15 protein-coding genes and 3 pseudogenes are annotated in these 19971 nt (G+C 75.5%); 5 read left to right on the top strand and 13 right to left on the bottom strand.

Annotated elements, in window-relative coordinates; genetic code table 11:
- Positions 1 to 68: 68 nt before the first annotated feature.
- On the bottom strand, positions 69 to 284 hold the full coding sequence (uxx1, locus tag ACOQFB_RS09665) for a UXX-star selenoprotein family 1 (RefSeq protein WP_421610966.1): 216 nt from the start codon (positions 282 to 284) through the stop codon (positions 69 to 71).
- A 277-nt stretch (positions 285 to 561) separates the two neighbouring features.
- Here uxx1 and ACOQFB_RS09660 point away from each other — a divergent pair, with 277 nt between their 5' ends.
- Positions 562 to 1866, top strand: coding sequence for a GGDEF domain-containing protein (locus ACOQFB_RS09660; RefSeq protein WP_421610967.1), 1305 nt, complete (start codon positions 562 to 564; stop codon positions 1864 to 1866).
- A gap of 30 nt (positions 1867 to 1896) precedes the next feature.
- On the opposite strand, the gene ACOQFB_RS09655 is transcribed toward ACOQFB_RS09660, so the two are convergent.
- Together ACOQFB_RS09655 and ACOQFB_RS09650 are read right to left on the bottom strand one after the other, a co-directional pair.
- Positions 1897 to 3300, bottom strand: coding sequence for a sigma-54-dependent transcriptional regulator (locus tag ACOQFB_RS09655; RefSeq protein ID WP_059439346.1), 1404 nt, complete (start codon positions 3298 to 3300; stop codon positions 1897 to 1899).
- A complete protein-coding gene (locus ACOQFB_RS09650) occupies positions 3297 to 4169 on the bottom strand; it encodes a histidine kinase dimerization/phospho-acceptor domain-containing protein (protein ID WP_237758185.1) in 873 nt (290 codons plus the stop codon). Before ACOQFB_RS09650 ends, ACOQFB_RS09655 begins: the two co-directional genes overlap by 4 nt.
- 218 nt (positions 4170 to 4387) lie before the next feature.
- On the opposite strand from ACOQFB_RS09650, the gene ACOQFB_RS09645 reads away from it, so the two are divergent.
- Complete coding sequence (locus ACOQFB_RS09645; RefSeq protein WP_421610968.1) at positions 4388 to 5800, top strand: CapA family protein; 1413 nt, start codon at positions 4388 to 4390, stop codon at positions 5798 to 5800.
- On the opposite strand, the gene ACOQFB_RS09640 is transcribed toward ACOQFB_RS09645, so the two are convergent.
- Positions 5778 to 6272, bottom strand: coding sequence for a deoxycytidylate deaminase (locus ACOQFB_RS09640; protein ID WP_011420608.1), 495 nt, complete (start codon positions 6270 to 6272; stop codon positions 5778 to 5780). The genes ACOQFB_RS09645 and ACOQFB_RS09640 overlap by 23 nt on opposite strands.
- Positions 6273 to 6348: 76 nt before the next feature.
- Between ACOQFB_RS09640 and ACOQFB_RS09635 the strand changes: the two genes are divergently transcribed.
- Positions 6349 to 6978: a hypothetical protein gene (locus tag ACOQFB_RS09635; protein ID WP_421610969.1), complete on the top strand. Its 630-nt coding sequence runs from the start codon at positions 6349 to 6351 to the stop codon at positions 6976 to 6978.
- A gap of 16 nt (positions 6979 to 6994) precedes the next feature.
- Here ACOQFB_RS09635 and ACOQFB_RS09630 read toward each other — a convergent pair whose 3' ends face one another.
- Complete coding sequence (locus ACOQFB_RS09630; protein WP_421610970.1) at positions 6995 to 7843, bottom strand: trypsin-like peptidase domain-containing protein; 849 nt, start codon at positions 7841 to 7843, stop codon at positions 6995 to 6997.
- Positions 7844 to 7928: 85 nt separating this feature from the next.
- A pseudogene (locus ACOQFB_RS09625) lies at positions 7929 to 10189 on the bottom strand (PrkA family serine protein kinase).
- Between the two features lie 137 nt (positions 10190 to 10326).
- Here ACOQFB_RS09625 and ACOQFB_RS09620 point away from each other — a divergent pair.
- Positions 10327 to 11854 (top strand): annotated as a pseudogene (locus ACOQFB_RS09620) (Hsp70 family protein).
- A gap of 78 nt (positions 11855 to 11932) precedes the next feature.
- Here the strand turns inward: ACOQFB_RS09620 and ACOQFB_RS09615 are convergent.
- From ACOQFB_RS09615 to ACOQFB_RS09600, 4 genes are all read right to left on the bottom strand, one after another.
- Positions 11933 to 13375 (bottom strand): DUF6600 domain-containing protein, encoded by a 1443-nt coding sequence (locus ACOQFB_RS09615; protein ID WP_494492547.1) that lies wholly within the window; start codon positions 13373 to 13375, stop codon positions 11933 to 11935.
- A 324-nt stretch (positions 13376 to 13699) separates the two neighbouring features.
- On the bottom strand, positions 13700 to 14983 hold the full coding sequence (clpX, locus tag ACOQFB_RS09610; protein ID WP_011420603.1) for an ATP-dependent Clp protease ATP-binding subunit ClpX: 1284 nt from the start codon (positions 14981 to 14983) through the stop codon (positions 13700 to 13702).
- 113 nt (positions 14984 to 15096) lie between these two features.
- Positions 15097 to 15711: a hypothetical protein gene (locus tag ACOQFB_RS09605; RefSeq protein ID WP_059438713.1), complete on the bottom strand. Its 615-nt coding sequence runs from the start codon at positions 15709 to 15711 to the stop codon at positions 15097 to 15099.
- A gap of 7 nt (positions 15712 to 15718) precedes the next feature.
- The gene (locus ACOQFB_RS09600) at positions 15719 to 16645 is read right to left on the bottom strand and encodes an AgmX/PglI C-terminal domain-containing protein (RefSeq protein WP_421610945.1); all 927 of its coding nucleotides are present in this window, start codon (positions 16643 to 16645) and stop codon (positions 15719 to 15721) included.
- 85 nt (positions 16646 to 16730) lie between these two features.
- On the opposite strand from ACOQFB_RS09600, the gene truA reads away from it, so the two are divergent.
- Complete coding sequence (truA, locus tag ACOQFB_RS09595) at positions 16731 to 17549, top strand: tRNA pseudouridine(38-40) synthase TruA (RefSeq protein WP_059438711.1); 819 nt, start codon at positions 16731 to 16733, stop codon at positions 17547 to 17549.
- Positions 17550 to 17654: 105 nt separating this feature from the next.
- Here the strand turns inward: truA and ACOQFB_RS09590 are convergent, their stop codons facing one another.
- The 3 genes and pseudogenes from ACOQFB_RS09590 to cysC all read right to left on the bottom strand — a co-directional run bounded on the left by ACOQFB_RS09590 (position 17655) and on the right by cysC (position 19713).
- Positions 17655 to 17879, bottom strand: a complete 225-nt coding sequence (locus tag ACOQFB_RS09590) for a ribbon-helix-helix domain-containing protein (RefSeq protein ID WP_059438710.1) — start codon at positions 17877 to 17879, stop codon at positions 17655 to 17657.
- A 179-nt stretch (positions 17880 to 18058) separates the two neighbouring features.
- Positions 18059 to 18912: pseudogene (larE, locus tag ACOQFB_RS09585) on the bottom strand (ATP-dependent sacrificial sulfur transferase LarE).
- Positions 18913 to 18948: 36 nt separating this feature from the next.
- Positions 18949 to 19713 (bottom strand): adenylyl-sulfate kinase, encoded by a 765-nt coding sequence (gene cysC, locus ACOQFB_RS09580; protein ID WP_421610946.1) that lies wholly within the window; start codon positions 19711 to 19713, stop codon positions 18949 to 18951.
- Positions 19714 to 19971: the final 258 nt, after the last annotated feature.

Genomic DNA, 19971 nt, shown 5'->3' with positions numbered 1-19971 from the left:
CCGCGCCGGCGGCCCGCCCGTCCGCCCCTGCGCCGCGCCGGGCTCCCGACCGGGAGCCGTCACACGCCTCAGCTCCCGCCGAAGCCGCTGCTCACCCGCCCCCGCTCGACGATGAGCGGGACCCGGCGGTCGCCGCCGGAGAGCTCGAGGAAGCGGGCCATCGCGGCGCGATCCCGCTTCACGTCGAAGTACCGCACCTCGAGCCCGCGCGCCGCGTACTCCCGGCGCGCCGCCGCCGTGTAGGGGCACGCGTCCTTGCCGTAGATCTCGACCGCCTCCGCCATCGTCGCGCCTCCTTCCGCGGAGGATAGCCCTCCACCCGGCGCCGGGGGCGGCGCCGCGCGAGCGGTGCGCGTGGCCGCGCAGCCCCTCCGGGGGACGCGCGTGGATCGACGCGCGCCGCGCGCAGTAGGCTGAGCGCCGGGGGAACGTCGCGCGGCAGGGCGGGCACCGGACGGCTCGCGCGGGGCGGGTGCACGGGCGAGCGCCCGAAGGCTGCCCGGAAGGCCGACTGCTGGGCGGCGCCGGCCCCCCTAGATTCAAGCTGATCCCCTGTTGCGCATGAGCTCCGTGAACGGACAGCCCGAGGGCCCTCCCTCCACCGTCCCCGCCTCCGACGCGCTGGCGCGCCTGGTGGACGCGCTCGCGGCCGCGGGGGGCGGCGCGCCGGGCGAGATCGCGCGCGTGCTCCGCACCGCGCTCCCCGCCGCGGTGGCCGAGCTCGCCGACGCGCAGCGCCACCTGGCCGAGTCGGCGGCGCGGCGCGACGCGCTCGTGGCCACCGCCGCGGACGAGCTCCGGGCCGCCGCCCGGCTCCTCGAGCCCGGCGGCGGGCCGGCCCGCGCCGAGCAGGCGCGGCGGCTGCTCGAGCTCGCCGACGAGCTGGATCGCGCCCGCTCGCCCGAGGGCACGGCGGCCCACGTGACGCCGCGGCGCCGCGGCGAGCGCCCGCTCCTGCTGGTCGCCGACGACGAGCGCGACGCCCGGGAGGTCCTGTCGCAGGTGCTCGAGCCCGAGTACGAGGTCGCCTCCGCCGCGGACGGCCAGGAGGCGCTGGACCTCGCCCGCGCCGAGCATCCGGACGTCGTGCTGCTCGACATCGCCATGCCGCGGCTGGACGGCTTCGAGGTGCTGGAGCGGCTCCGCCACGACCCGGCCACCGCCGACATCCCGGTGATCTTCGTGTCGGGGCGCGGCGACGACGCCGTGAAGGTGCGCAGCCTGGACCTCGGCGCGGTGGACTACCTGCAGAAGCCCTTCTCCGAGCGCGAGCTGCGCGCCCGGGTGGAGCGGACGCTGCGCCTGGTGCGCTCGCAGAGCGCGCTCCGGGAGCTCGCCCAGACCGACGCGCTCACCGGCCTCGCGAACCTGCGCGCGTTCCGCGCCCGCGTGGACGAGGAGGTGAAGCGGGCCCGCCGGTACCGCACGCCGCTCACCTGCGTCATGGCCGACATGGACAACCTGAAGCCCATCAACGACGCGCTGGGGCACGCCGCCGGCGACCGCGCCATCGCCGCGGTGGCGGCGGTGATCCGCGAGGAGCTGCGCGAGACCGACTTCGGGGCGCGCTACGGCGGCGACGAGTTCGTGATCCTGCTCCCGCACACCACCGGCGAGGAGGGGCACGTGTTCGCCGAGCGCGTCTGCACCCGCCTGCACGAGACCGTGCTGGAGGTGTCCGGGGAGCGGGTCCCGCTGGGCGCGTCGTTCGGCGTCGCCTGCCTGCCCGAGGAGGACGGCGACGACGGGGGCGCCGACGCGCTGGTGCGCGCGGCCGACGCGGCGCTGTACGTGGCGAAGCGGGCCGGGCGCGGGCGGGTGGCGCTGGCGGCGGCGGAGCCGCGCGCGTCCGCGAGCGCCGGCTGAGCCGCGGGCCGGCCCGCGCCGCTCGTGCCCCTACGCCTTGGCGGCCGCCGCGGGATCGCCCTCGGACGCCTCGCCGCGCGACCGGGCCTCGGCCGCGTAGCGGTTCAGCTTGTTGTAGAGCGTCTTCTCGCTGATCCCGAGGATCTCGGCGGTGCGCGCCTTGTTGCCGCCGTTCCGCTGCAGCGAGGCGAGGATGTACTCCTTCTCGACCTTGTCGACGGGCAGCCCCAGGGGCACGCGCAGCGTGGCCGCCTCCGGGCGGCTGGCCTGCATGTCGGGCGGGAGCTGCTCCTCGCCGATCACCTCGCCGTCCACCAGGATCATCGCCCGCTCCACGGTGTTGCGGAGCTCGCGGATGTTGCCCGGCCAGGCGTAGCCCTGCAGGACGGCCATGGCCGCGGGCGAGACGCCCTGCACGTGCTTGCCGGTCTCGGCGTTGAACTTCTCGATGAAGTGGTGGACGAGCAGCGGGACGTCCTCGCGCCGCTCCTTCAGCGTGGGGAGCAGGATGCTGAACACGTGCAGCCGGAAGTAGAGGTCCTCGCGGAAGCGGCCGCGGCGGATCTCCTCCTTCAGGTCGCGGTTGGTGGCGCAGATCACCCGCACGTCCACCTCGACCTCGGAGCGCCCGCCCAGCCGGCGGATCTTCCGCTCCTCCAGCACGCGCAGGAACTTGGCCTGCAGCTCGAGCGGCAGCTCGCCGATCTCGTCCAGGAACAGCGTGCCGTTGTGCGCCAGCTCGAAGTTCCCGAGCCGCCGCTGGTCGGCGCCGGTGAACGCGCCGCGCTCGTAGCCGAACAGCTCGGACTCGATGAGCGTGGCCGGGATGGCCGAGCAGTTCAGCGCCACGAACGGCTTGTCCTTGCGGGGCGACAGGTTGTGGATGGCGCGCGCCACCACCTCCTTGCCGGTGCCGCTCTCCCCGGCGATCACCACGCTGGCGTTCGAGGGGGCCACCTTCTTCACCAGCTCGAAGACCCGCTGCATGGCCGGGCCGGAGCCGATCATGTCGGTGCCCGGGGCGAGGGCGGCGATGCGGCGCCGGAGCAGCTGCACCTCGCGCATCGTCTCCTTCTTCTCCAGCGCCCGCTCCAGCACCAGGCGCAGGCGCGGCACCTCCAGCGGCTTCTCGATGAAGTCGAACGCGCCCTCGCGGATGGCCTGCACCGCGGTCTGGATGGTGCCGCGGCCGGTGAGCAGCACCACCGGGCAGTCCGGCAGCTCGGCGCGCAGCGCGCGCAGCAGCCACAGGCCGTCCATGTTCGGCATCACCAGGTCGGTGAGGATGACGTCGGGGTGGCCCTCGATCGCGCGCCGGAGCGCCTCGGTGCCGTCGCTGGCGGTCTGGACGTCGTAGCCCCAGCGCTGGGTGAGCTCCGCCAGCGCCTCCCGGCTGTCGGTCTCGTCGTCCACGATGAGGACGCGGTATCTCATGAGCGATCGTTCCTCGGCAGGCGCAGCACCGAGCGCTGCTCGCCGCCCTCGCGGATGACCTCCAGGCTGCCGCCCAGCGCCTCCGCCGCCGCGGCGGCCACCCCGCTGTAATACCCGCTCTCCGGCCCGGGATCACCCGGGCTCTGGTCCAGGCGCACCACCGCCCACTCCCCCTCCGTGGCGGCCCGGACGGCCAGGCGGCCGCCCTCCGGCGTGGTCGCGACCGCGCGGGCAAAGGCGCCGAGGAGCAGCCGCCCGAGGCGCGCGGCGTCGGCCACGCTGCGCACGGCGCCGGCGTGGGCGTCCACGGTGAGCGCGATGCGCCGCCGGCGGGCGTCGTGGCCGAGCAGGCAGGCCGCGTCGGCGAGCAGCGAGCCCACGTCGGTGTAGCCGAGCGGCGCCGACGGATCGGCGACGTCCACGAGGCGCCGCAGCACCTCGTTCACCCGGCCCACCTGGTCGCGCAGCGCGCCGAGGTGCGAGGCCGCGGCCCCGCTGGCCTCCGGCGATCCCGAGAGCTTCTCCGCGAGCAGCGCGAGCTGCAGCGACATGGCGTTGAGCGGGTTCTTGATGTCGTGCGCCACGCCGGCCGCGATCCGGGTGAGCCCCTCCGAGCGCGCCGCGTGCTCGAGCCACTCCTGGCCCTCCGCCGGCCGGACCAGCAGGAGCGCCCCCGCGCTCGCCGGGATGCGCTCCAGCTCCACGGCGTCCCCCCCGTCCGGCCCCTCCAGCCGCGCGATCGGCGGCCCTTCCCCCGCGAGGAGCGCGCGCAGCGCCGGGCTTCCCTCCGCCCTGGCGCGCAGCGCGCCGGTGGGGTCGCCACCCTCGAGGCCCAGGCCGGCCAGGAACCCGGGATCGGCCGCGATCACGGTTCCGGCGGGGTCGACGAAGGCTGCGCCTGCTGAAAGGTAGGTGTGCATACGCTCGCTTGCCGCGGCCCGGGGTGGGCGTGAGATGCGTACGGACTCCGCTTTTTTCAAGCCTGCTGGGAGGATAGCCTGCTAACGGAGGTTGCGTGACCCCGACTGTCGGCCTCCGGCGCGCCGCGCCGGTCGTAACCCTGTGTTTACTCGCGGGATGTGCCTCGGTGACGCGGACGCCGGCGATCGGCCCGTCCGCGCCCGCGGCGCCCGCGACGTCCGCCCCGGCCGGCTCCCCCGTCGCGGGCGCGCTGCCCTCCATCCCCCGCGCGGTGGCCGCCGCGCCGAAGGTGGATGCCCCGGTCCGGAGCGAGGCGCGCGTCACGCTCGCGGCGGTGGGCGACGTGCTCATGCACGACGCGGTGAAGCGCGCCGCCGAGGCGCGCCGGGCCGACGCGCCCGACGGCGGCTACGCCTGGCTGTTCGCGCCGATCTCCGACCTGCTCGGCGCCGCCGACCTCACCTTCGCGAACCTGGAGACGCCCATCGCGCCCCAGGCGTCGCAGGGCTCGCGCGCGTTCGTGTTCAACGCGCCGCCCGCGGTGATCGCGGCGCTGCAACGCGCCGGCGTGGACCTCGTCTCGGTCGCGAACAACCACGCCATGGACCAGGGGCGCCGCGGCTTCGAGGAGACGCTGCGCTGGCTGCGGTCCGCCGGCCTCCCCTACGTGGGCGCCGGACCGGCGCCCCGCGCGGCGGGCCCGGTGCGGCTCGAGCGCAACGGCCTCTCGCTCGCATTCCTCGGCTACACGTACGGGCTGAACCAGGGTGGCAACGCCTGCCCGCCCGCGGCCGCCGCCTGCGAGCAGGTCGCCGAGCTGGACCGCGCCCGCATGGTGGAGGACGTGCGCGCCGCCGCGGCCGCGGCGGACGCCGTGGTGGTCTCGGTGCACTGGGGCGTCGAGTACCAGCAGGCGCCGCGCGCCGACGAGGTGGAGCTGGCGCACCGGCTGGCCGACGCGGGCGCGCTGGTGGTGCTCGGCCACCACCCGCACGTGCTCCAGCCGATCGAGCTGTACCGGCGCCCCGACGGCCGCACCGCGGTGATCGCCTACTCGCTCGGCAACTTCGTCTCCAACCAGTCGCGCAACTACGTCGCCGGGGTGACGCCGGACGCCGTGGCCGCCACCCGCGACGGCGCGCTGCTGCGCGTCACGCTCGCGCGTCGCGACTACGGCCGCGGCGTCGAGGAGGTGGAGGTCGCCGGGGCGGACTTCCTGCCGCTCTGGACCGAGAACGACACGGTGGAGATCGACCGGCGCAAGGAGCCCGCCCGCCGGCCGGCCATCCGCGTGGTGGCCGTGGACCGCGCGCTGGCCTCGGTGCGCGCCGAGCTGGCCGCCCTCCCCGACCCGCTGCCCGAGGCGGACCGCGCCCGGTACGTGGCGCTCCGGCGCCGGGAGGAGCTGTACCTGGCCCGCCGCGCCGCGGTCGCCGGGGTGATGGGCGAGGACCTGCTCCGCACGCTCGGCCCGGCCGAGCTGGCCGGCCCCGAGGCGCCCGCGCCCGCTGCGCCGGCGGCCGCGCCGCCCCCGGCCCGGGCGGCGCCCGCGGCGGCTACTCCGTCCGCCGCGCCGTGACCGGGTGCGGGACGCCGGTGTCCGGCGGCTGCACGTCGGGCCGCGCCGGCACCTTCAGCTCGACGAGCTCGATCCCGAGCCGCTGCGCGAACTCGAAGATGCGCGCGTCCCGGTAGAACTCGCCGAAGACGATGCGGCGGCACCCCGCGTTCGCGATGAGCTTGAAGCAGGGCCAGCAGGGCGAGGCGGTGGTGTAGATGCTGGCGCCCTCGATGGCGACGCCGTTCTTGGCCGCCTGGATGATGGCGTTCGCCTCCGCGTGGACGGTCGCCACGCAGTGGCCGTCCTCCATCATGTGGCCGGCCTCGCTGCAGTGGGGCAGCCCGCGGATGGAGCCGTTGTAGCCGGTGGAGAGGATGGTCTTGTCGCGCACCAGCACCGCGCCCACGTGCTTGCGATCGCAGGTGGCGCGGGTGGCGACGACCCGCGCCACGTTCATGAAGTACTCGTCCCAGCTCACGCGGTTGTCCATCCGTCCTCCCTGGTGCGGCCGGCCATCCTACCCCACGGGGCCGACGCCCGGCGGCCGCCGCGGCATACCATGTCGCATGGTCCGCCCTGCCCTGGCGCTGCTCGCCGCCTCCCTCCTCGTTCCGTCCGAGGCCCTCCCGCAGGACGGGGCACCCGCGGCCGCGCCCGCCGCCCCGCCGGCCTCCGAGCCCGTCGGCCAGCTCCCGCCCCCCCGCGCCATCCCCGATCCCGCGCCCGCGGCCGGCGACAAGTCCGGCGGGAAGGCGAAGGAGGGCAAGGACGCGAAGCCGGCCAGGCCGCTGCCGCGCGCCTCGGTCCTCGAGGAGGTGGTCGGGACGGTGAAGGAGGTGGATCGCGCGCACCACCGGCTGACGATCGACGCCGCGGCCGGGCCCATCACCCTCACCGTGGACCGCAACACGCTCGTGTACGGGCCGGCCGGCCTCACCACGGTGCTCGACGTCGTCCCCGGCGCGTCGGTCCGGGCCGGGCGGAACGCCGACGACCTGGCCTACTGGGTCACGGTGCGCGGGCCGCAGCGGGCGACGTCCACCCCGGCGCAGGGCACCGGACCCGGCGGCGGCGGCACGCCTCCCGCCGGCGAGGGCACCGGGCCCGGTCCGGCCACCGCGCCGCCCGCCGGCCCGGCCCCGGGCAGCACCTCGCCCGGCCCGCCTGCGCCGCCGGCCGGGGGTCCCGGCCGCTGACGCGGCGCGCGCCCGGCTAGAACTGCTTGGCCGCCGGCGTCGCGACGGGCCCCTGGGCGCCGGCCACGGCCTCCGGCGGCGCGAGCCGGCCGAGCCCCTTCTCGACCAGGAAGCGGCGGATCTTCGCGGCGGGCGCGACGAACGTCTCGCCCGGCATGGGCACGTCGAACGCGTACTGCTCCTCGTCCTTGCCGAACGCCACGCGCGCGGTGCGGTAGCCCTCGACCAGCCCGATGAGTTGGCCGCCGGGGACGTCGAAGACGCCGCCGCCGGAGCTGCCGTAGCCGATGGCCGCGTCGGTCTTGAGCGCGCGGGCGCGCCGCGGGGCCGCGGCGTTCTCGGCCAGCTCGTACTCGACCTGCGAGACGATGCCCGCCGCCACCGAGAGCCCCTTCCCGAACGGCGCGCCGATCACCACGAGGTCGTCGCCGAGCTCGAGCAGGTCGTCGCCGGCGAGCGGCGTCACCGGCAGCTTCGCCGCCACCTCGAGGACGGCCAGGTCCGCCTCGGGCACGCGCCCGCGCGCGACCACCCTGGCGGCCACGCCGGCGGAGCCGTCGGAGGGGAGCACGCGCAGCTCCGCGCCCTCCGGCCACTCGCGGGCCGGCTCGACCACGTGCGCGTTGGTGAGCACGTAGGTGCGGCCGCCGTCGTGGGCGAACGCGATGCCGGAGGCGCTCCGGACCACGTTCCCGCCCGCGACGATCTGGAGCCGGACCGCCGAGGGGAAGACCTTGTGCACGGTCTCCGCGCGCGGGTTGCCCGCGCGCGGAGACGAGAGCCCCAGCAGCGGGGAGGCGAGGAGGAAGAGGCCGGCGACCAGGGCCGCGCCGCCAAGGCTGGACAGGAGTCGATAGCGGGGCACGAAATCCGAAACGGCGGACCCGAAGAGGCAATTCCCTCCGCGTGCGGCGCGACCGCCGCGCGCGCGGCGTGCGCCCGAGCGCCCGTCAGGCCGCGCCCTCGTAGCGCCGGCGCGTCAGGAACAGGATCGCGTCGCGCGCGCACTCCTCGCAGTAGCCGTAGCGCTCGCGCAGGGTGGCGAGCGTGCGCTCGACCTGCCGCCGCGCCTTCTCGTCGAGCGAGGCCCGCTCGTCGGAGAGGTAGCGGAGCAGGCTCTCGGTCGCCCGCCCCAGCTCCCGCCGGCGCTCCTCGTACGTGTGCTCGCGCAGGCGCCGGAACAGGTCCGGGAAGATGGCCACGTAGTCGATCTCGGCGGCGTCGGGGTGGTCGAGCCGGTAGGCGCCCACCGCCGCGATCAGGCCGCGCCTGAACGCGGTGCGGTTCTCGCCCTCGGGCATGACGACCTTCTCCAGCTCGATCATGCGACCCTCGTCGGCCGGCGCGTACTCGCCGGTCACGGGGTTGCGGATCTTCTCGTCGCGCACCCAGTGCGAGACGAGCGCCACGTAGCGCCCGAACAGCTCGCGGTACTGGCCCTCGGAGACGAGGCCCATCGAGTCGCGAATCTCCTCGTCGACGGCGTCGAGGACCTCCGCCTCGACCACGCGCACGAACGCCTCGTGGTCGTGGTACCCGTCCACCACCTCCTGCTGCAGGAAGTCGTGCACGGTGCGGTCCCGGCAGATCGCCCGCAGCTCGTCCAGCACCGCCCGCGGGGTGAGGCAGCGGGTGGCCTGCGACTGGGCCGCGTTCAGGAGCGCGGTCTTGAGCTCGCGCGCCGAGGCGCCCATGCGCCCCTCGTAGTTCGGGTAGGCCTCGGACTCGCGGTAGAGGTCGGGGGCGTGCTTGCGCAGCACCTTGCCCTGCGCGAGCGACAGCCGGTCCGGCGCCGCGCCGGCGTCGTACAGGCGCAGCTTCTCCAGCGGCGCGAGGTCCTCGACCAGCCCGCGCAGCTCGCCCTCGTAGCGCTCCGGGAGCGGCCGCTTCAGGCGCGTCAGCACCGCCCAGCGCGCCGCCACCTCGGTGGCGTGCGGCGCGACGTGGCGCCCGACCGCGGCCGAGGTGATCTGCTGGTCGTACACTCGCGCTCCACCGAGGCGCGGCGCAGGTACGGCACGCGCACCAGCTCGAGCCGGCCCTTGTACGAGGCGAAGTCGGGCGACTCCTTGAACGCGGAGAGCTGCTTCTCGTTCGCGCTCGCGATGAGCACCGCGTCGAGCTGGAGCAGCACCTGGTCGAGCGCGACCCGGCCCGTCTCCGCCATGCCGAGCAGGTACTTGAACGCCTCCGGCGGGCGCTTCAGCAGGTCGGAGTACTCCACCAGGCCGCGGTTGCCGGCCACCAGCGGGCCGGCCGGCTCGAGCAGCGTCAGCGCGTGCAGCGCGGGCGGCAGCGCGGCGGCGCTCCGGTCCACCGTGACCTGCCGGTAGCCGGCGTCCACCGAGAGCTGCGGCTCGAGCGTGACCGCCGCCTGCTGGTAGCGCGCCGAGACGTAGAGGCGCTCCACCTGCACGTGCCGGAGGACCTTGAGCCAGTCGCCGCGGTACGCGGCCAGCAGCGCGTCGTGCACCTGCCGGCAGTACTGGCAGACCTCGCCCTCGAGCAGGTAGTCGGAGAGCACGAAGTCCCGCTCCCCCGCCCCCTCGCGCGCGCTCGGCCGGCAGCGCTCCTCGAGCAGCGCCCGCCGCTCGGCGCGCGGCACGAGCAGCAGCGGGTGGTCCTTCATCGGGCAGGAGAGCCGCGCGTCCAGCGCGTCGCCCTCCAGGTGCGCGAAGCTCGGCAGCTCCGGCTCGTCGCCGCGCCCGCCGCCGAACCCGAGGCCCCCGCCGCGGACCGCGCGGCCGCTCGGGAACACCCAGTGGAACCGGTACAGCGTCCCCTCCGGCGTGCGCGAGTACGCCTCCATCCCGCGGATCAGCGCCGAGACGATCGACGACTTCGCCGAGCCGTTCGGCCCGTGCAGCAGCACCAGCTTGTTCACGCGGCCGCTGCGCACGAACGCGCCGAGCGCGCGGTAGATGGCGGCCTGGACCTCCTCCTGCCCGGCCACGCGGTGCTGCCGGCCGTCCGCATCGAACGGCAGGTCGAACAGCCGGAAGCGGCGCACCCGCCCGACGGGCGTGTCGCGCTCCTCGGACCCGAAGTGGTCGAGGACGTCGCGCAGGTACTGGGCGGCGGAGCGCGCGTGGGCCCGCGGCGACTCGAGGAAGGCCTGCAGGTACTCGGGGTACGAGAGGATCGAGCGGTTCGCCACGAACGCGCCCTTCACGCCCGATCCGACGTTCGCCAGCCAGCGCTGCGCCTCCATGGGTGGCCTCCCAGCGGTTCCTAACCGTGGCACGGAGCGACCGCCGCGCCAACGGCCGGCCATGCGGGCGCGTGTGTGCAAGCCCGGACGGCGGGCCACTCCACGCTGGGTCCCCTCCGTAGTACCCTCCGGCACCCATGGAGCGGCTGCCCAACGACGTCATCATCGGGATCGACCTCGGCACCACGAACTCGTGCGCCGCGCTGGCCGTCGGCGACGGCCAGGTGAAGCTCATCCCGTACAAGGGCGGCGAGTACACCATCCCGTCGATCTTCGCGATCGACGACAAGGGCCACGAGCTCATCGGCCACGAGGCCAAGCGCCAGTGGCAGCTCAACCCGCGCAACACCCTGTACGCCACCAAGCGCCTCATCGGGCGCGCGCCCAAGGACGACGTGGTCGAGTCGGTGCAGCGCTCGGTGCAGTACCGGGTGCACGCCGGCGACCTCAACGACGTGGCGCTCGACTGCCACGGCCGCAGCTACCACGTGCCCGAGGTGAGCGCGAAGATCCTCGGCAAGATCCGCGACGTCGCCTCCGACCACCTGGGCATCCCGGTGAAGCGCGCGGTGGTGACCGTGCCCGCGTACTTCACCGACCGCCAGCGGCAGGCCGTGAAGGAGGCGGGCACGCTGGTGGACCTGGAGGTGGTGCGGATCATCAACGAGCCGACCGCCGCCGCGCTCGCCTACGGCATCGGGAAGCGGCTCGACCAGCGGGTGCTGGTGTACGACCTCGGCGGCGGCACCTTCGACGTCTCCATCATCGAGATCCGCGACCGCGTCTTCGAGGTGAAGGCCACCGGCGGCGACATCTTCCTGGGCGGCCTCGACTTCGACAACGCCGTGATCGGGCACGTGCTCGACGACTTCCGGCGCAAGCACGGCATCGACCTGTCGTCGGACCCGGTCGCGATGCAGCGGATCAAGGACCTGGCCGAGCGGACCAAGATCGACCTCTCGGCCCGGGCCGAGGCGCCGTTCTCGATCCCGTTCATCACCATGACCGCGCAGGGCCAGCCGCTCAACATGGACCTGCGCTTCGACCGCACGCTGCTCGAGGCGCTCACGCACCACCTGGTGGACCGGTCGATCGAGATCATGGCCGGGGTGATGGTGGACGCGGGCGTGGGCGCCGCCGACATCGACGAGGTGATGCTGGTGGGCGGGCAGACCCGCATGCCCATCATCCAGGACCGGCTCACCCGCTACTTCGGCCGCCCGCCGTCCAAGGGCGTCCACCCCGACGAGGCGGTCGCGATCGGCGCGGCGCTACGGGTGGTCGCTGCGCGAGACCTCCGACCTGCGCATCCAGCTGCTCGACGTGATCCCGATGGCCATCGGGATCGAGCAGGCGGGCGGGACGATGCACGTGGTCTTCCCGCGCAACGCCTCGATCCCGAACGCGAGGACCGTGGCCGCGACGAACGCGGTGGACGGCCAGCGCGAGCTGGTGGTGCGGATCTTCCAGGGGGACCACGGGCTCACCGCGCAGAACGAGCTGCTGGGCGAGTTCACCTTCAGCGGGGTCCGGCCCTGCCGCGCCGGCGAGGTGCGGCTGGAGATCGTGTTCGAGGTGAACGTCGAGGGGATCCTCTCCATGAGCGCCCGCGACCTCGACACCGGCCGGCAGATGCGCACCACGGTGCGCGTCACCTCCAGCTGACGGCCGCGCCCCCCGGAGACGGCGCGGCCCCCGGGCGCGGGGGCGCCGGGGGCCGCGAGGACGCGAGGTCGCCGCCGGCTACCGCCGGTCGCCGCCCCTGCCGCCGCCGTGCGGGGCCGGGGCCGCGCGCCCGCCGCCGCCGTGCGACGCCGCGGGCGGGGCCGCGCGCACCGGCGCGGAGTGGGCGGGCGCGGAGTAGGAGGGCGTGCTCCGGGCCGGCGGCGCCGAGTACGACGGCGCGCTGCGCGCCGGCGGCGCGGCGTACGACGGGGCGCTGCGGGCCGGGGCGCCATAGGAGCCGTACGAGCCGCCCGAGCTCCAGGGGTCGCCGCCGCGGTCCTGGCGCGCGTAGCCGGGCGCAGCGCGCGGGACGTCGCCGCGCGGGCCGGCATCGGGCGCGCGACCGCCGCGCGCGGGAGGCGCCGCGGACGGGCCGCGGGACGGCGGCGTCGCGGACGGACCGCCGCCGCGGGACGGCGGCGCGTAGCCCGGGGCGCCGCGGGTGGGCGCGTTGCCGGGCGCATTGCCGGGCGCGGCGCGGTTCCCGCCGGCGGGCGGCGGAGCGTAGCCGGGGGCGCCGCGGGTCTCGCCGCGCGAGGGCGCGAGGCCCGGCGCGCCGCGGCCGTCGCCGCGGGTGGGCGCGCTGCCGGGGGCGCCGCGGCCGCCGTCGGGCCGCGCGCCGGGCGCGGACCGCGCACCGGGCCGGTAGATGGAGACCTCGCCAGGCCGCGCGCGGGCCGGACCGGGCGCGGGCGCCGCGACCACGCGCACCGGCGTGATGGGCCGGCCGAGCCGCTGCTCGATCACGCCCGGCGCCGGGCCGCCCCAGGCCGGCCGGCCGGGGGCCGGGCGCGCGCCGCCGGGCCGCCCGGGGACCGCGCGCCCGCCGCCCATCGGCGGTGCCGGCGCGGTGGCGTAAAAGTACTGGCGCGTGTAGCGCGGCGCGTAGGCCACCCGGTACACCGGATACGAGACGAAGCTGCCGCAGGGCACGAACGTCCACCAGGCGTCCACGAACGGATAGCTCGACACGTAGATCGAGACGCCGGGCCCGAGCGGCGCCCAGCCGACCACGTCGCCCGAGTAGCGCCAGGCGACCCACGCCGGCGCCCACTGGTAGCCCGGGATCCAGACCCAGCCGTAGCTCGGGTCCCAGGTCCAGCGGCCGTAGTGGTACGCGGCCCAGCCGAACGGCTCGTCGGAGACCCACAGCCAGCCCTCGCTGGTCCACTCCCAGCGGCCGTAGTAGTACGGGCGCCAGCCGGCGGCGACGTACGGCCTCCACACGCGGCCGTACCCGCCCACCACGACCCACTCGCCGTACGGCGAGAGCGCGCCCTGGAACGTGTCGAAGTTCACGGCGCCCGAGTCGTTCATGTCGACCGAGACGTCGTAGTCGGCGGGGCGCTCGTCCGACCACCGGTCGGTGTAGTCCTCCTCCCACTCCCGGTCGTCGGCGCGCGGCAGGGCCGGCGCGGCGAGGGCCGCGAGGGCGACGAGGGTGAGCGTGCGGCGGAGCATGGCAGCCTCCTGGCGATGCGATGGCTTCTGCTGGCTGGTCGGGCGATCGCCCTGAGCCTTCACCCGTCCTATAAGCAAGCGCGGTCCGCGCAATTCCGCCGTGCTGACGCGGAGTTGCCGCTGGCCCGCGGGGTCCGCGGGGGCACAGTGTGCGCCGCCTTCACCGTGCCGGCCCGGCCCGCCCCGCCTCGAGGGGCCCGCGCGCGGGGCCGAGCGCCCTGCCGCAGGCGCCGGGGCCCGGACATGCGAGCGGCCGCCCGGGGGCGGACATGCGAGCGGCCGCCCGGGGGCGGCCGCTGGGGGGTACCGGCGAGGCGGACGCGCTCAGGCGGTCCGCTTCTCCTTCTCGAAGCTCAGGAGCGGCGGCTCGCGGTTCACGATCACACCCTCCGTGATCTTGCACTCCTTCACGCCTTCCCGGTACGGCACGTCGTACATGATGTCGAGCATGGCCTGCTCGAGGATGGCGCGCAGGCCGCGGGCGCCCGACTTGCGCCGCATCGCCTCGCGGGCGGTGGCCCGCAGCGACTCCTTGGTGAAGGAGAGCTTCACCTTCTCCAGGTCGAAGAGCTTGATGTACTGCTTCGTGAGCGCGTTCTTCGGCTGGGTGAGGATGGTGACGAGGTCGTCCTCGCCGAGGTCGGACAGCGTCGCCACGATGGGCAGGCGGCCGACGAACTCGGGGATCATCCCGAAGCGCACCAGGTCGCCCGGCTCCACCCGCGCGAGCAGCTCGCCCAGGCTGGCCTCCTCCTTGCGCTCGATCTTGGCCCCGAAGCCGAGCCCCTTCACGCCGACCCGCCGGCGGATCACCTGCTCCAGCCCGCAGAACGCGCCGCCCACGATGAACAGGACGTTCGAGGTGTCGACCTGGATGTACTCCTGCTGGTTGTACTTCTTGCCGCCGCGCGGGGTGACGTTGGCGCGCGTGCCCTCGATGATCTTGAGCAGCGCCTGCTGGACGCCCTCCCCGCCCACGTCGCGGGTCGGCGAAGGCGTGTCGCCCTTGCGCGCGATCTTGTCGATCTCGTCGATGTAGACGATGCCGCGCGACGCCTTCTCCACGTCGTAGTCGGCGTTGTGCAGCAGGTTCTGGATGATGTTCTCGACGTCCTCGCCCACGTAGCCCGCCTCGGTGAGGCTGGTGGCGTCGGCGATGGTGAACGGGACGTTGAGGAAGCGCGCCAGCGACTGCGCCAGCAGCGTCTTGCCCGAGCCGGTGGGCCCGACGAGCAGGATGTTCGACTTCTGCAGCTCGACGTCGTCCTGCGCCGCGCGGGCCTGCCCCGGGCGCTGCGGCCGGGCCGGCTTGCGCGAGTAGACGCGCTTGTAGTGGTTGTAGACCGCGACCGAGAGGACCTTCTTCGCGCGGTCCTGGCCGACCACGTAGTCGTCGAGGAAGCTCTTGATCTCGGCCGGGGTGGGCAGCGAGACGGCCGGACGGCCCTCGTCCCGCTCGGCCTCCTCGGCGATGATGTCGTTGCAGAGCCGGATGCACTCGTCGCAGATGTAGACGGTGGGCCCGGCGATGAGCTTGCGGACCTCCCGCTGGCCCTTGCCGCAGAACGAGCAGGACAGGTTTCCGTGGTGATGCTCTTTCCGGCTCACGCGTTTCCCTCGACGGCTCGGATGTTACCACCAAACTGGGAGCCCCCGGAATTCGGAGCCCGGCTTCGAATATAGCCAGGGTGCCGCGGGGCCGCTCCCCCAAACCCGGACGGCTAGCGGTCGAGGAGGGCCTCGATCTCCCCGGCGAGGGCATCGGCCTTTTGCGCCACGGACCGGGGGACCGCGTCCTCGTCGCGGCAGGCCGAGGCGAGGCGCCGCGCCGCGGCGGCGAGCCGCTCCACCCGCTCCGACCTGGGCGGCGCCGGCGGCGCCGGAGGTGGACCGAAGCGCTCCGCGATCTTGCGGTTCATCGCCGCCGGCGTGGGCGGCCGCTCGATCACCTCGTCCCGCAGCTCGCGCCAGCCGGAGTCGGAGAGCCGGCCGGTCGCCTCGGCGCGGGAGAGCACCTCGATCACCTCGAAGGGCGGAGCGCGCGTCTCGCCGCGCGCCTTCGCCAGCTCCGGCTCGTGCCGCTCGAGGAACCCGTAGCTGGCGGTGAGCTTGTCGGCGGTCGCGCCGCGGATGAACAGCTCCTTCGTGCAGTACCGCTCGAAGCTCGGGTAGCCCCACCCGCGCCACAGCTCCTTGCGCCGCACCTCGGAGAGGAGCCGTCCGAGCTCCACCCAGGCCGACTTGAAGCGCTGGGCCCCCTCGAGCACCTTCCGGCGCATCGAGCCCTCCGGGAGGTCCTCGGCGCGGGCGGCCAGCTTGTCGGCGGTGGCGGTCATGGCGGGCTCACTGGCCGATGCGGAACGCGAGCGACACGGTCGGCCGCTGCCCCGGGAACGGGTCGAAGCGCCAGCCCTGCAGCGCCTGCATGAGGCAGTCGCGCAGCGCGCCCTGCTTGAAGCGCGGGTCGTCCACCCACAGCGTGGCCACGCGGCCCTCGTTCCCGATGGCGAACTCGATGGGCACGTCGCCGCGGAACTCGGGCGAGCGGGCCGCCTCGGCGCGGAAGCACGGGACGAGGCTGCGCTGCTCGCGCGCCACCACCGCCTGGATCTTGCGCTCGTCGAACTGCGCCGCGACCAGCTCTCCGCCGCTCACGTCGCCGCTCGCCGCGCGCCCGCTCGCGCCGCCGCGCCCGGCCAGGCCCGGCTCGCGCCGGAGCGCGCCCCGCGCCCCCCCACCGGCGGAGCCCGCGCCCGGGCTGCCCTCGCCCGGCCCGTCGAGCGGCACCTCGATCTCGTCGTCCGGCGCCGCGCGGCTGGACACGCCGACCCGCGCCACCGAGGCGATGCGGATGCCCGCGCCGAAGTCCTCGAGGAGCGGGTTGGTGTCGGCGCTCCGCCGGGCCATGAGGAACGCGCCGCCGATCGCGCCGGCGACGAGCAGGAGCGCGGCCGCCGCGACCGCCAGGGCCTTGCGCCGGCCGCGCCGCTGCCGGAGCAGCCGCGCCCCGGTGACCTCGCGCTCGACGCGGAGGGCGGCCTGCGCCTTCTTGGCGTGGACCACGAACGGCGGGAGCTCGCCGACCGGCGTCCAGTGGCCGTCGCCGGAGGACACCGGCGTGGCCGGCTCGAGCTCGCCCCGGTACAGCATCGCGGCGAGCGTGCGGGAATCCACCGGCCCGAACACCTCGCCGGCGCGGCGGAACAGCCACTCGCCGCCCTCGAGGGCCGGGTCGTCGTTGATGGGGTTCGGTTCTGTGCCTGGCGCCATGCGGTGCGGGGACGTGGGGTGAGGTCGGAGGCGCGCACGGCCGGCTCGCGCCGGCGCGGCGGGCGTGGGAACTTAGCACGTCGGCATGGAACGGCGCTCCTACGCACTGCGGCTCGCCTACGACGGCGGCCGCTTCCGGGGTTTCCAGCGGCAGCCCGGGCTGCCGACCGTGCAGCAGGCGCTGGAGGAGGCGCTGGAGCGGCTCGGCGTCCGGGCCCAGCTGCACGTGGCGGCCCGCACCGACGCCGGCGTCCACGCGCTCGCGCAGGTCGTCAGCTTCTCCGCGCGCGCCGCGCTCGACCCGGCGGCGCTGCGGCGCGGGCTGAACGAGGCCCTGCCCGAGGGGATCCTGGTGCTGGACGCGGCACGGGTCGGCCCGTCCTTCCACGCGCGCGGCTCGGCGGCGTCGCGCACCTACGTCTACCTGGTGGGCGCCCCGCCGCCGGACGGGCTGCGGCCGTACGCGTGGACGCTGCCCGACGCGCGCGCCTTCCCGGAGCTCGCCGAGGTCCCGCCCCTCGACGCCGCGGCCATGCGCGAGGCGCTCGCGGACGCGGTCGGCGAGCACGACTTCGTCGGCTTCGCCCGCCCCGGCGAGCAGCGCGGCACGGTGCGGACCCTGCTCCGCGCCGAGGTGATCGAGGCGGGGTGGGCGCCGCTCGTGGCGGTGGTGCTGGAGGGCAAGGGGTTCCTGCGCGCGATGGTGCGGAACCTGGTGGGCACCGCGGTCGCGGTCGGCCTCGGCCGCGCCCCGCGCGACGTGATCCGCACCCTGCTCGCGACGCGCGGCCGCTACCGCGGCGTCCGCGCGCCGGGCTGGGGGCTCACGCTCGCAGCGGTGCGCTATCCGGACGGTGCGTGGCCGTCACCGGCGGCGCCGCCGGACCCGTCAGCGCCTCGATGACCCCGTCGGCGCGGCGCACCACCGCGACGCGAACGAGGCGCAGGCGGCCCAGGGTGCGGGCCGGCAGCGGCGGCGGGCGGACCGCCTCGGCGCGCTCGCGCGCGATCACATCGCGCTCCGCTGATCCGGCAGGTGGCCGTACTTCGCGAGCAGGTCGGCGACCGCCTCGCGGAGGTAGTCCGACTGGCGCACGCGGGTCTTCCGCGCCAGGTTGCGCAGCTCGGCGGCGAGCGCCGGCGGCAGGCGGACCAGCATGGGCTCGAGCCGGTTCGGGTTGCCTTCGACGGCGCTGCTCTCGAGCGAATCGGGTGCGATATCGGCGGGGTGCATGTGCGCTCCTTGCGACATGGGCTGACTTGCACCTACACGCTACCACCCGGTATCCGGCCATCAAGAAAACCGCCAACCGGCCGGAAACTTGACAGAACCCACGGGAATCGGGCCGGCGCGCCACGGATGGGCCGGGAGCCCTCCGGGTGCGATCTCGGCCCTGAGCGGGCGCGGGGCGCTCAGCCCTCGACGACGGGCAGCGCGATGCCGGCGAGCGCGTTCAGCCGGCCGGAGCGGAACGGCTCCAGGTCGAGCACCGCGAGCCGGAACCCGGCCGCCTTCACCGCCTCGACCAGGGCGGCGCGCCGCGCGAACGCGGCCTCCAGCTCGCCCTCCCCCACCTCGACGCGCCCGATGTCCCCGTGGTGCCGCACCCGGAAGTCGCGCAGCCCGAGCGCGCGCAGCCCGGCCTCGGCCCGCTCGACCTGCGCCAGGCGCTCCGGCGTGACCGGCGTGCCGTAGGGGATCCGGGAGGCGAGGCAGGCCATCTGCGGCTTGTCCCAGGTCGGCAGCCCGTAGGCCGCGCTCCAGGCCCGCACCTCGTCCTTGCCGAGGCCGGCCTCCGCGAGCGGCGAGCGGTCCGGCGCTCCAGCGCGGCCTGGTGGCCGGGCCGGTGATCGCGGCGGTCGTCGGCGTTGAAGCCGTCGAGGATCGCGGCGAGCCCCGCGTCGCGCGCCGCCTGCTCGCACAGCCGGTACAGCTCGGACTTGCAGAAGTAGCAGCGGTCGGCGCCGTTCGCGAGGTAGCGAGGGTCGTCCTGCTCGTGGCTCTCCACCTCGAGGTGGCGCGCCCCGAGCCGGGCCGCGAGCGCGCGCGCCTCGGCGCGCTCCGCCTGCGGGACCGACGGCGAGTGCGCGGTGAGGGCCACCGCGCCCGCGCCCAGCACCTCCCGCGCGACCGCGAGCACGAAGGTGGAGTCCACGCCGGCCGAGAACGCGACCAGGGCGCTGCCGCAGGCGGCGACGTCCGCCTTCAGGCGGGCGAGCTTGGGCTCGGAGGCCCGGCGGATCGCGTCGAGGTCGTCGGGGCGCATGGCGCCGGTCTTATACCCGGCGCGCGCCCGGGGCCGCTACCGCCGGCGCTTGGCGCCCTTGGCCGGGGTGGGCGCGGCCTTCCGCTGGGGCCGCCGCGCGGCCTGGCGCGCGTCGAGCCGCCGGCGCGCGCCACCGGCGGACCCGCCCTTGGCGGCCGCCTTGGCCCTCGCCTTCGCAGCAGGCTTCGCGGCAGGCTTCGCGGCGGGCTCGGGGCGCGCGCGGCGCGGGCGCTGGCCGCCGGTGAGGCGGCCGAACTCGGCCGGGCCGATCACCTTCGCGTCCACCATCGCCTGGAGCACGCGCAGGACGCACTCCTCCACCGAGAGCTGGTCGGTGTGGACCACCACCTCCGGGCGCGCGGGCGGCTCGTACGGCACGTCCACCCCGGGCACGCCCTTCAGCTCGCCGGCGAGCGCCTTCGCGTAGATCCCCTGGGGATCGCGCTCCCGCAGCTTCTCCATGGAGCAGTCCACGAAGACCTCGACGAACCGGCGCGCCTCGCGGCGGAGCTGCTCGCGCGCATCGCGGTACGGCGAGAGCGCCGCGCAGACGGCGATCCCCCCCGAGCGCATCACCGCCTTGGCGACGAAGCCGAGGCGGGTGACGACGCGGGTGCGGTCCTCCTTGAGCGTGCCGAGCCCCTCCAGCAGCAGCGCCGCCTCGCCGTCCTCGTCGAGCAGCGTCGCGGGGCGGCCCGCGGCCGCGAGCCGCGCGACCAGATGGGAGGCCAGGGTGCTCTTGCCCGCCCGGTTCATCCCGGTGAGCCAGACCACGAACCCGGCGCCGTGTTGCGTCTCCATGCCGTCCTCCGGACGCGCCGCGGCGGTGTCACCGGCGGCGAACGAGCGGTTTGGTCGGTGGAGTATACCCTCTCGCACCTCCGTTCTCAAAATCGGACCGCATCGCGCCAAATCCACGTTCGCCCTGTTTTTCCAGGCGGTTGCGCAATCCGATATCGGTGGACCCGTTCTCCGTGGGTCAATCTCGCGCCGGCCGCGGGCCGGACGTTCACGGCGGGAGAACGCCGCCGCGGGCGGCGACCGCCGCGCGCCGCCGGG

Source organism: Anaeromyxobacter sp. Red801 (assembly GCF_049201065.2).
In the GTDB taxonomy this organism is placed as follows: domain Bacteria; phylum Myxococcota; class Myxococcia; order Myxococcales; family Anaeromyxobacteraceae; genus Anaeromyxobacter.
The sequence above is the reverse complement of the archived record's forward strand: the minus strand, read 5'-3'. Positions and strand labels throughout refer to the sequence as shown.

What these genes read in the sequence shown, in the direction of transcription:
- ACOQFB_RS09615 (WP_494492547.1), bottom strand. Translation starts at nt 13,375, where the DNA reads ATGCTCCGCCGCACGCTCACCCTCGTCGCCCTCGCGGCCCTCGCCGCG.
- ACOQFB_RS09590 (WP_059438710.1), bottom strand. Translation starts at nt 17,879, where the DNA reads ATGCACCCCGCCGATATCGCACCCGATTCGCTCGAGAGCAGCGCCGTC.
- ACOQFB_RS09660 (WP_421610967.1), top strand. Translation starts at nt 562, where the DNA reads ATGAGCTCCGTGAACGGACAGCCCGAGGGCCCTCCCTCCACCGTCCCC.
- uxx1 (WP_421610966.1), bottom strand. Translation starts at nt 284, where the DNA reads ATGGCGGAGGCGGTCGAGATCTACGGCAAGGACGCGTGCCCCTACACG.
- ACOQFB_RS09635 (WP_421610969.1), top strand. Translation starts at nt 6,349, where the DNA reads ATGGTCCGCCCTGCCCTGGCGCTGCTCGCCGCCTCCCTCCTCGTTCCG.
- ACOQFB_RS09605 (WP_059438713.1), bottom strand. Translation starts at nt 15,711, where the DNA reads ATGACCGCCACCGCCGACAAGCTGGCCGCCCGCGCCGAGGACCTCCCG.
- truA (WP_059438711.1), top strand. Translation starts at nt 16,731, where the DNA reads ATGGAACGGCGCTCCTACGCACTGCGGCTCGCCTACGACGGCGGCCGC.
- ACOQFB_RS09600 (WP_421610945.1), bottom strand. Translation starts at nt 16,645, where the DNA reads ATGGCGCCAGGCACAGAACCGAACCCCATCAACGACGACCCGGCCCTC.
- cysC (WP_421610946.1), bottom strand. Translation starts at nt 19,713, where the DNA reads ATGGAGACGCAACACGGCGCCGGGTTCGTGGTCTGGCTCACCGGGATG.
- ACOQFB_RS09655 (WP_059439346.1), bottom strand. Translation starts at nt 3,300, where the DNA reads ATGAGATACCGCGTCCTCATCGTGGACGACGAGACCGACAGCCGGGAG.
- ACOQFB_RS09640 (WP_011420608.1), bottom strand. Translation starts at nt 6,272, where the DNA reads ATGGACAACCGCGTGAGCTGGGACGAGTACTTCATGAACGTGGCGCGG.